Consider the following 10,281-nt stretch of genomic DNA (forward strand, 5'->3'; position numbering starts at 1 on the left):
GCGGATTCATGACCTGTTGCGGCGTCGTTCCCGGAGGGAAAATCGGCTCGGCAACCGGCGCTGACGTCGAAACCTCCGGATCCTTTCGAGCCAAAGAATCGAGCAGCGACTGTGTGCTTTGGCGCAAAGACGAAAGATCGCCGGGCATCAGAAAATAAGCCAAAGCAGCCAGAACGACAGCGCCCGCCCCAACCAGCACGACCAGCTTGCTGCGCCGCGATCCGGCGCTGCCGGAATGCGGCATCGCGGCCGGCGTCATCTCGGACACACCGAGCTTATTGACCGGCTTTTCGAGGACTTCATCGAGTTGCGTCATCAGCGGTGCCGGATCAATCTGAATCAGGCGGGCATAGTTGCGCACAAAGCCACGAATGAAGGTATTGCCCGGCAATCCTTTCCAGTCGCCCGCCTCAAGGGCCTCGACCTGCCGCGGCCCGAGCTTGAGCGTCTGGGCAATATCGGCCAGCGCCAACCCGCGCGCCTCGCGCGCCACGCGTAATTGCTCGCCAACGGGCGGACCGGACATTACAACAACCTCTTCGGTGACGATGTCCTGAATATTCACCTGCTCACTCATTCAAAATTGCCTTTCAGGAATTCCTGATACTCCGGCGATGTCGGATATCGTCCGCGCAGTTGTGAAGCGTAGCCGGCTTCACCAGCACGGTTAGCCTGCTTGCGCTCAAGGCGCAGTCCGAGCCAAAGGGCATCAGCCGTCGGCGGCTCCATCATTTTCAGGGCTTCGGCCAGGTAAATGCGCGACTCTTCAAAATTGCCACGTTGGTAAAAAATCTTGGCCAGTTGCAGGCGCGCCGACACTCCGCCATCGTGCGAAAGCTGCAAGGCCTTGAGCAGGTAATCCTGCGCACCGTCGAGGTCACCCGCCTTGAAAGCACAGGTACCAGCATTGGTGTAGGCCCGATCTGGCGTTTCATACAACGGGCTCTTCAGCGCATTAAGGAAATAGGCGATGGATTGGCGCTCCTTGCCCGTTTCGCAGAGGTACCAGCCATAGTTGTTATTCACCTCGGGATCGTTTGGCGCGATGCTCAGCGCCTGGCGAAAATCGTCTTCCGCCTTGCCGTATTCCTTCAGCGAGAGGCGAACCAGGCCGCGCACGCTGTATGCCTGGAAATAGCTGGAATCCGCGCTCAGCGCGATGCGCAACTCATCGAGCGCGACCCCGGGGTTGCCGGCCTGAAAATACATCGCCCCGAGTTCGGTATGAATCTTGGCCCGATTGCGTGGATCGGTTGTATTCGTCGATTGACCGGTTGCCGAAGGGTTGAAATCGTATTGCGCCTGAACGGATGAAATACAAAGGGCGCCCATAAAAGCAGCCACGATCCGATTTTTCAGCGAAAAGATTTTCACGATCTTGCCTCCACTAAGGGAATCACTCGTCCGGTGGTACGTTTGGTTTTATCCCGCACTTGCCCGGCCAATTGACCGCAGGCGGCATCGATGTCGTCACCGCGCGTCTTGCGCGTCGTGGTCACAATACCGGCCTGCATCAAAATATCGGCAAACCGGCGCACCCGCTCGGCCGGGGAACGCTTGAACGGCGAGTCCGGAAAGGGGTTGAAGGGAATCAGATTGAACTTGCAATGCACGTGCTTGACCAGTGCCAGCAGTTCGCGGGCATGGGCATCGCTGTCGTTGATACCGTCGAGCATGATGTACTCGAAGGTGATGAAATCGCGGGGCGCCTTGTCCAGGTAACGCTGGCAGGCTGCCATCAGTTCCTTCAGCGGGTATTTCTGGTTGATCGGCACGATCTGGTCGCGCAGCTTGTCGTTCGGGGCATGCAGCGAAACCGCCAGGGCCACCGGACATTCGTCTCCAAGGCGATCCATGACCGGCACCAGGCCCGATGTGGATACGGTGACGCGACGACGCGACAGACCGTAGGCATTGTCGTCGAGCATCAGCTTCAAGGCGGCAACGGAATTGTCGAAATTGGCGAGCGGTTCGCCCATGCCCATCAGGACGACATTGGAAATAACCCGTTCGTCACCGTGGACCGCGCCAAGGGCGTGGTTGGCCTGCCAAAGCTGGCCGATGATTTCGGCCACCGTCAGGTTGCGGTTGAAGCCCTGCTTGCCGGTCGAACAGAAGGCGCAGTCGAGCGCGCAACCGGCCTGCGTCGAGATGCACAACGTACCGCGGTCGTCTTCGGGAATGAACACCGTTTCGACGGCGTTGCCGTTGCCGACATCGATCAGGAACTTGCGCGTACCGTCATCCGACAGCTTGTCGGAGACGACGGCAGGCGGCGCCACGACCGCCTTCGCCTTGAGCTTTTCGCGCAGGCTCTTGGCGATGTCGGTCATGGCGTCGAAATCCGCCACGCCGGAACGATGAATCCAGCGCAAAACCTGCCTGGCCCGGAAGGGCTTTTCACCCTGCTCGGCAAACCAGGCAGTCAGGCTTTCGCCATCGAAATCCAGCAAATTGACGGTCATTCGGTGTGGCTTAGCGGCCAGCGTAAACGTTCAGGCCCGGGAAGAAGAAAGCAACTTCCACAGCAGCGGTTTCCGGAGCGTCAGAGCCATGCACGGCGTTAGCGTCGATCGACTCGGCGAAGTCGGCGCGAATGGTACCGGCTGCGGCTTCCTTCGGGTTGGTGGCGCCCATCAGTTCGCGGTTCTTGGCGATGGCGTTTTCGCCTTCGAGCACTTGCACCATGACCGGACCGGAGGTCATGAAGGCAACCAGATCCTTGAAGAACGGACGGGCCTTGTGCACGGCATAGAACTGGCCGGCTTCCTGTTCGGACAACCAGACCATTTTGGAGGCAACGATCTTCAGACCGTTGGTTTCAAAACGGGAGTAAATCTTGCCGATAACGTTCTTGGCAACAGCGTCGGGTTTGATGATGGAGAGGGCGAGTTCGATAGCCATTTAATTGCTCCGCAAAAGCTAGTCAGTTGAAAAACGGGCGATTTTAGCAGATTCAGAACATCAACGCCCGACTCACTGCGCTGGCGTTTTCTCGCCTTCGCGCTTGTTCAGCGGTTCGCGCAGTTCGGCAAAATTGCGCGGCGCGACGTATTGCAACAGCTCCTTGCCATCACCATCGACGACAACATCAAGCCCCTTTTCGGGATAGAACAGATGGACCCGCTTTTCCGAGACGATCAGCCGTTCGCCCGGCGGCCCGAAACGCTGAATCACCGTTGCTTCATCGAGGTTGACTGACGGAATGACACTAATTGCCTTGACCGGCATTTTTTCGATAGCGGCGAGGTCATCAGGGTTCAGGGTGATCTTGCGCGTCGTGCTTTCCATATGTTTGGCCTTCAGGGCCCGATCACGCATTTCTGAAATCAGCTCATTTTTCGCGTCGACCGTGACAATCACCTTGGCCAGCACAAAACCGAGCGCAACTTGCGCGTAATAGCCTTCAAGCGTACCCATTTCGTTCGGCTCGGCGATGATGGCCACGTCGATCTCGCTGCCGAACTTCTGGCGCACCTCACCCAGCGTACTGACGCCCGGGCGCAGCCCGAAAACCGTGCTGCCACCCCGCTCATCAAGCGCGATCTGCCACGGCAGGTTGGCGTTGGGATCGACACCTTCCTGCTTGCCCAACCCCGGAATCAAAAACGGAACAACCAAAGCGACAGCAATCAGCGCGATCATCGAGAGGGCGAATTTCATGATTTCCTAACGGACTTTCCGGGGAGCGGATTGTGCCACACCCAGTCCACAAAAAAACAAGCCCCGAGCCAGGTCGGGGCTTGTCCATTGCGGCAGAGCCAGCCTTAAATCATGCCCAGCCGCTGCGGCAACCAGAGCGATAGCGTCGGCCAATAGGTGACCACCATCAGGAAGCACAGCATGGAGAGCAACCACGGCCAGACGGCCACCGTCAGCTCGGTAATACCCATTTTGGTGATCCCGGATGCGACATACAAATTCAGGCCGACCGGGGGGTGGCACATGCCGACTTCCATATTCACCACCATCAGGATGCCAAAGTGCACCGGATGAATACCCAGCGCCATGGCCACCGGGAACAGGATGGGGGCGAAGATCAGGACAATCGACGACGGCTCCATGAAGTTGCCAGCCAACAGCAGGATGACGTTGACCGCCAGCAGGAAGCTGATCATCCCGAGCCCGTTGCCCAGCATCCAGTCAGCCAGCGCCTGCGGGATGTTCTCGTTGGTCATGATGAACGAGAAGAGCACGGCATTGGTGATGATGTAGAGCAGCATCGCCGACATGTTGGCCGAATTGAGCAGCACCTTCGGCACATCCTTGAAGCCGAGATCCTTGTAGATGAAAACCGCGCAAATAAAGGCGTAGACCGCAGACATCGCAGCCGCTTCGGTCGGCGTGAAGATTCCGGTGTAGATACCGCCCATCACGACCACGATCAAGAGCAGGCCCCAGACCGAAGCCCGGAAGGCCTTCCAGCGTTCGCCCCAGGTCGCCTTTGGCTGGCGCGGGTAGTTGAACTTCTTGGCCCGATACCAGGTGACGCCGCCGAGCGTGGCCGCCAGCGCTATGCCGGGAATGACGCCAGCCATGAACAAGGCGCCGACCGAGGTATTGGTCGCCACCGAGTACATGACCATGACAATGGACGGCGGGATGAGGATGCCCAGCGCCCCGGAAGTCGCGATCACACCGGCCCCGAACTTGTTCGGGAATCCCGCCTTGACCATCGCCGGCAGCAGAATGGAACCGATCGCCACGACCGTCGCCGGACTGGAGCCGGAAACCGCGGCAAACAGCGCACAGGCCAGCACGCCAGCCAGGCCGAGACCCCCGTACCAGTGACCGACCATCGACGTGGCGAAGTTGATCATCCGTTTCGCCACCCCGCCGTGGGTCAGGAAGTTGCCCGCGAGGATGAAGAACGGAATCGCCATGATTTCGAACTTCTCGATACCAGTGAATAACTTGAGCGCCACCGATTCAAGCGGCACCTCGGTCATCGTGAAGAGGAAGGTGAGCACGGTCAGACCGAGCGAAATCGAAATCGGCATGCCGGACAGCATGAGCACGGCGAGCAGGCCGAAAATCACCAGGGCGTTCATTGCTGGCCTCCTTTGTCGTCGTCATTGCGGCGTTCCACCGCGCGACGCTCGTTTTCATGCGTACCGCCCTCGCCCTGCCGGCGATCCTCGCCTGAGCGGCGCTCGCCGAGCATCGGGTGCTTCAGGTCGTGCATGTGCAGATTGTCATCCATGCCATAGAGATTGACATCGACCGGCGGCGTCTCTTCTTCCAGGCCATCGACGTGACCATGGTCATGGTGCGGCAGTTCGCCGGTGCGAATGAAGGCAACGCAAACCTGCAAAAAGCGGTAGCACATCAGCGAAGAACCGAGTGGGATGGCGCTATAGACCATCCATGTCGGCCATTCCAGATCAGGCGTCGTCGGACCTTCGTAGTTGTCGCCGGTATCGATGCCAAGGAACTGGAAGATGGCGTAATGCGCCCCATTTTCCCAAACAAAATTAGCGCCCAGCGTCGCTACCACACCCGTAAACAAGGCGCCGGCGAGCAGACCGAAGACAACAGCCTTACCGCGCGTGCTGTCGTCAAGACGATTGATCAGTACATCGACCCCGACGTGGATGCCGGTACGCACCCCGTAAGCCGCGCCGAACTTCGCCATCCAGACAAACATGATGATACAAAGCTCCTGGGCCCAGCCGAAATTGAGTGTCAGCAACCAGTCCTGTAAACCGGGAATATTCACCCCCGCCAGATAGCGGTGCATAACGGAAACAAAAATTATGAGTGTGGCCGCTCCCATCAGGAAGGTGACCAGCAACTCTTCAAGGTGATTCAACGCCTTGTTGATCATGACGAGTTCCCCTGTTGTGACGCGGGGGCCATAGCCCCCGTGTTCATGTGGCAGCTACGGTTAGAGGCTATCCGGCTTAAAGCCGATATCCTTGTAAACCGCCTGGATCACGTCCTTGCCAACCCGACCTTCCATCTTCTGATGAACCGGAACCAGCGCCTTCTTGAAAGCCAGACGCTCTTCCTTGGTCGGCACATAGACCGTCGTCTTGCCGCTCTTCTTCACGGCTTCCAGCGCGCTGTCGTTTTCAACCTTGGCAATCTGGTTGGCGTAACGGGTGGCCTGCTCCATGGCGTCGGTCAATTGAGCCCGAATGTCGGCCGGCAGGCCATCCCAGAATTTCTTGTTAACAATGACCGCATAGCCAAGATAGCCGTGCTCGGTCAGCGTCAGATGCTTCTGCACTTCGTGCATCTTCTGGGTGTAGAGATTCGAAATCGGATTTTCGGTACCGTCGACCACCCCCGTCTGCAAGGCCTGATAAACCTCCGAGAAAGCCATCACTTGAGGTAAACCACCCAAGGCACGGATTTGTTCTTCGAGCACCTTCGACGACTGGATGCGCAACTTCTTGCCCTTCAGGTCAGCCGGCGACTTGATCGGCGTGTTCAGGGAGAACGACTTGAAACCATTGTCCCAATAGGCCAAGCCACGAATCCCCTTGGGCTCCAACTTGCTCAGCAACTGCTTGCCGACCGGGCCGTTGGTCACTTTGCGCAAGTCGTCATAACTGCCGAAGATAAAAGGCAGATCGAAGACCTCGAACCCCTTGACACCGAGCGGGCCGAACTTGGCGAGCGATGGAGCGAGCATCTGAACAGCGCCCAGTTGCAGCGCTTCCATTTCTTCCTTGTCCTTGTACAGCGTCGAGTTGGCGTACACCTCGACCTTGACCTTGCCATGGGTCAGCTCACCAGCTTTCTTGGCGAACATTTCGGCCGCCTTGCCTTTCGGCGTATCAGTCGCCACCACGTGGCTGAACTTGATGACGATCGGGGCTTGGGCATAGGCGGCCAGTGACAGCGCGCCGGCGAACAGGGCAACCAGTAGCTTGGATACTTTCATTGTTTTCTCCTCCGGATATGGAATAGCGAAATTTAAAAATTTCAGCTGAGTGAAATTATTACGAAAGATATAACTGCTGCGTATTGTGGTTTTCCACAATTTCCACAATCGAATCGCCCACGAAAAAGCCGCCGGACCAGCCAGCGGCTTTTTTTTGGCGATGTTCGGGATCAGTGGTGTTCGACGACAGGACGCGGCACGTGAGGAATGATCACATCAGGTGCATCATCAAGAACCAGCTCCGGATTGTCTGCTTCATCGGTGGTTTCGTTGTTAAGGACTGCGTTCATCCGCTTCCTATCGAGCGCATTGCACCACTTGGCGACCACCAGCGTGGCAACGCTATTGCCAATAATGTTGGTCAGCGCACGCGCTTCGGACATGAAACGGTCGATACCAAGAATCAGCGCCAAACCGGCCACCGGCACGGTACCCACCGCTGACAACGTCGCCGCCAACACGATGAAGCCACTTCCCGTCACGCCGGCCGCGCCCTTGGAGGTCAGCAACAGAATGACCAGCAGCGTAATCTGCTGCCCGATATCCATCGGCGTGTTGGTTGCCTGAGCGATAAATACGGCGGCCATGGTCAGGTAGATCGAGGTGCCATCGAGGTTGAACGAATAACCTGTCGGCACGACCAGTCCAACGACCGATTTCTGGGCGCCGGCGTTTTCCATCTTGGCCATCAGACGCGGCAGCGCTGATTCCGACGACGACGTGCCGAGCACCAGGAACAACTCCTCCTTGATGTACTTGATCAATTTAACGATGGAAAAGCCGTGGACCGCAGCAATGCTGCCCAGCACGCCGAAAATGAAGATCACACAGGTCAGGTAGAAGGCGCCCATCAGGCTGGCCAACTGAGTCAGGCTACCGACACCATGCTTGCCAATGGTGTAAGCCATCGCACCGAAAGCACCGATCGGTGCCACTTTCATGATCACGCCGACGATACCAAACAGCACATGCGACAGCTTTTCGATCAGATCGAACACCGGTTTGCCGCGCTCGCCAAAAGCATGCATGGCATAGCCGAAGAGAATCGAGAAAAACAGCACCTGCAGCATGTCGCCCTTGGCAAAGGCATCAACGACACTGGTCGGGATAATGTTCAACAGAAAATCGACCGTCGACTTCATCTTGGCCGGATCGGCGAATTTGGCAATTCCCTTGGTATCGAGCGTCGAAACATCGACATTCATGCCGACGCCAGGCTGCCAGACGTTCACAACGACAAGGCCGATCACCAGCGCGATGGAGCTGACCACTTCAAAATAGAGCACGGCCAAGCCACCAGTCTTGCCGACCTTTTTCATATCCTCCATGCCGGCGATGCCGACGACGATGGTGCAGAAAATAATCGGGGCGATGATCATCTTGATCAATTTGATGAATCCATCGCCCAGTGGCTTCATCGCCGCACCGGTTTCGGGATAGAAATGGCCGAGTGCCACACCAATGACAATGGCAACGATTACCTGAAAATAGAGACTTTTGAATATTGTTTTTCTGGCCATGGAATTTTCGCTCCTCTGATGGCGGGCCCCGGAAAAGTCCGGAAAACGGGCGGCAGTCTCCCCGACCCAGCAACGGACGACCATTGTGGATTTCCGAGTTGTGGAAAACCACAATCAACCGGCCCGAAAAAACGTGGTGTACCATTTTGGAAATGAATCGCACGCTACCGATCCCGCCCGGCAGTTCGCGCCGGCTGCGCTGGCTGCTGGCCCTGCCCAAAATGGGCATCGTCTTGCTGCTCGTCGCGGTACTCACCCTGATCTGGCTATTGCACCGCAACGAAGCCGAAGAAGAGCGCTCCGCCCTGATCAAGGACGTGCTCTGGCTGGAACAAAATCTCCGTTTTCACCTCGACGGCAATCAGGAACAAATGCAGCAACTGGCGCTGGATATGGCGAATTCGCCCAATCGCCAAAAACTATTCCGGCTGCGCGCCAAGCACCTATTGAAAAACTCGCCGGATATTGCCCAAGTACTCTGGCTGGACAGCGACCGGCAGGTGCTCGACGCTCTGCCGACCACCACGCCACCGGATAGCGAAATCGAATCATTCGGCCCATCGGTAACCGCCAAGGCGTTCGAATTAGCTACCCGACTGGGCAAGCAGCAATACAGCGAACCATTTTTCCTTGAAAACAATCGGGCTTTCATCGAGTTGCTTGTTCCGGTCACCAACGAACGCCGCATAACCGGCATGCTCGTTCTCTTGTATCCACTCGACACCCTTCTCGCCAACCAGGTGCCATGGTGGTTTACCGAGAAATACAAGGTCGACATTGTCGACGACAACGATTTTCTATTCGCCACGAAAACCCATATTTCCGGCAATCGCAGCCAGAGCTACGAAATACCCTTCGACCCCCCAGGCTCCGGTCTGTTGCTACGGGTAACAAACTATGGCGCGCCGGACAACTCTCTGCAACGCCTGCTCGTCGCCGCCATCATTTTGCTCGCCGCCGGTGTTTTCTGGAGCTTGTGGCTGGTCCGCGACCTGATGAAAAAACGCTCTCTCGCCGAAGACGCGCTGCGCGAAGAACACGCCTTCCGGACGGCCATGGAGGATTCACTGACCGTTGGCATGCGCGCCAGGGATCTCCTCGGACGCGTCATTTACGTCAACCCGGCCTTCTGCGCGATGACCGGCTTCAGCGCTGAAGAGCTGGTCAACCAGGCGCCGCCGATGCCCTATTGGGCGCCGGAACAACTCGAAGAAACCTACGCGATTCACCAGACCGTCCTGGCTGGCGAAGCGCCGCCAGATGGCTTCGAAATCACCTTCATGCGCAAGAATGGCCAGCGCTTCCAGGCGCTCGTCTATGAAGCCAAGCTGATCGATGGCAACGGAAGGCATACCGGCTGGATGGCCTCGGTTCTTGACATCACCGAACGCAAACACGCCGAAGAGTTGGCTCGCCAGCAACAGGAGCAACTGCAATTCACGTCGCGCCTGGTCACCATGGGCGAAATGGCGTCCACCCTTGCCCACGAGCTGAATCAACCACTGGCCGCCATCGCCAGCTACAACACGGGTTGCCAGAATCTACTGAGCAGTGGCAAGGCGACGCCGCAAGAAATTCTGCCGGCTCTCGAAAAAATCGGGGTGCAAGCCCAGCGCGCCGGCAAGATCATTCGCCGCGTCCATGACTTCGTCCGCAAAAGCAAACCCAAACGCGCCCCTTGCCTGCTCGGTGAAGTCATTGAAGACTGCCTCGGTTTCGTCGAAGCCGAGGCGCGCAAGCGGCATGTCCGGATCGAATGCGCCATCCCCTCGCTACCGCCGATCCCGGCCGACCGCCTGATGCTGGAGCAAGTGCTCCTCAACTTGATCAGGAACGGCATGGAAGCAATGGCCGGCAACGATGAGGCCG

The 10,281-nt window shown here is 57.6% G+C and carries 10 protein-coding genes; 1 reads left to right on the forward strand and 9 read right to left on the reverse strand.

The features are described 5' to 3' along the window. The 9 genes from ADADOO_RS13995 to ADADOO_RS14035 all read right to left on the reverse strand — a co-directional run. On the reverse strand, positions 1-577 hold a 577-nt coding region (locus ADADOO_RS13995), incomplete at its 3' end, for a helix-turn-helix domain-containing protein (protein WP_511278119.1). Then, positions 574-1,374 carry a type IV pilus biogenesis/stability protein PilW gene (gene pilW, locus ADADOO_RS14000; protein WP_511278120.1) on the reverse strand — a complete coding sequence of 267 codons (801 nt, stop codon included), beginning with the start codon at positions 1,372-1,374 and terminating at the stop codon, positions 574-576. The genes pilW and ADADOO_RS13995, both read right to left, overlap by 4 nt. Beyond that, positions 1,371-2,465 carry a dual-specificity RNA methyltransferase RlmN gene (gene rlmN, locus ADADOO_RS14005; RefSeq protein WP_511278121.1) on the reverse strand — a complete coding sequence of 365 codons (1,095 nt, stop codon included), beginning with the start codon at positions 2,463-2,465 and terminating at the stop codon, positions 1,371-1,373. Before rlmN ends, pilW begins: the two co-directional genes overlap by 4 nt. Positions 2,466-2,475: 10 nt before the next feature. Next, positions 2,476-2,904 carry a nucleoside-diphosphate kinase gene (gene ndk / locus ADADOO_RS14010; protein WP_310492060.1) on the reverse strand — a complete coding sequence of 143 codons (429 nt, stop codon included), beginning with the start codon at positions 2,902-2,904 and terminating at the stop codon, positions 2,476-2,478. Positions 2,905-2,976: 72 nt separating this feature from the next. Further along, positions 2,977-3,663 (reverse strand): hypothetical protein, encoded by a 687-nt coding sequence (locus ADADOO_RS14015; protein WP_511278122.1) that lies wholly within the window; start codon positions 3,661-3,663, stop codon positions 2,977-2,979. Between the two features lie 104 nt (positions 3,664-3,767). Then, entirely contained in the window at positions 3,768-5,051 is a 1,284-nt protein-coding gene (locus tag ADADOO_RS14020; RefSeq protein ID WP_511278123.1) for a TRAP transporter large permease, read from the reverse strand. Continuing rightward, the gene (locus ADADOO_RS14025) at positions 5,048-5,824 is read right to left on the reverse strand and encodes a TRAP transporter small permease (RefSeq protein WP_511278127.1); all 777 of its coding nucleotides are present in this window, start codon (positions 5,822-5,824) and stop codon (positions 5,048-5,050) included. The genes ADADOO_RS14020 and ADADOO_RS14025 overlap by 4 nt, the downstream gene beginning before the upstream one ends. A 63-nt stretch (positions 5,825-5,887) precedes the next feature. Further along, positions 5,888-6,892 (reverse strand): TRAP transporter substrate-binding protein, encoded by a 1,005-nt coding sequence (locus tag ADADOO_RS14030; RefSeq protein ID WP_511278124.1) that lies wholly within the window; start codon positions 6,890-6,892, stop codon positions 5,888-5,890. A 170-nt stretch (positions 6,893-7,062) separates the two neighbouring features. Further along, positions 7,063-8,496, reverse strand: a complete 1,434-nt coding sequence (locus ADADOO_RS14035) for a dicarboxylate/amino acid:cation symporter (RefSeq protein ID WP_511278125.1) — start codon at positions 8,494-8,496, stop codon at positions 7,063-7,065. 68 nt (positions 8,497-8,564) lie between these two features. Between ADADOO_RS14035 and ADADOO_RS14040 the strand changes: the two genes are divergently transcribed. Then, a partial coding sequence (locus tag ADADOO_RS14040; RefSeq protein ID WP_511278126.1) for a sensor histidine kinase occupies positions 8,565-10,281 on the forward strand: 1,717 nt, incomplete at its 3' end.

The sequence above is a fragment of the Azonexus sp. genome, from assembly GCF_036170495.1.
Lineage (GTDB): Bacteria > Pseudomonadota > Gammaproteobacteria > Burkholderiales > Rhodocyclaceae > Azonexus.

What these genes read in the sequence shown, in the direction of transcription:
- ADADOO_RS14020 (WP_511278123.1), bottom strand. Translation starts at nt 5,051, where the DNA reads ATGAACGCCCTGGTGATTTTCGGCCTGCTCGCCGTGCTCATGCTGTCC.
- ndk (WP_310492060.1), bottom strand. Translation starts at nt 2,904, where the DNA reads ATGGCTATCGAACTCGCCCTCTCCATCATCAAACCCGACGCTGTTGCC.
- ADADOO_RS14015 (WP_511278122.1), bottom strand. Translation starts at nt 3,663, where the DNA reads ATGAAATTCGCCCTCTCGATGATCGCGCTGATTGCTGTCGCTTTGGTT.
- rlmN (WP_511278121.1), bottom strand. Translation starts at nt 2,465, where the DNA reads ATGACCGTCAATTTGCTGGATTTCGATGGCGAAAGCCTGACTGCCTGG.
- ADADOO_RS14030 (WP_511278124.1), bottom strand. Translation starts at nt 6,892, where the DNA reads ATGAAAGTATCCAAGCTACTGGTTGCCCTGTTCGCCGGCGCGCTGTCA.
- ADADOO_RS14035 (WP_511278125.1), bottom strand. Translation starts at nt 8,496, where the DNA reads ATGGTCGTCCGTTGCTGGGTCGGGGAGACTGCCGCCCGTTTTCCGGAC.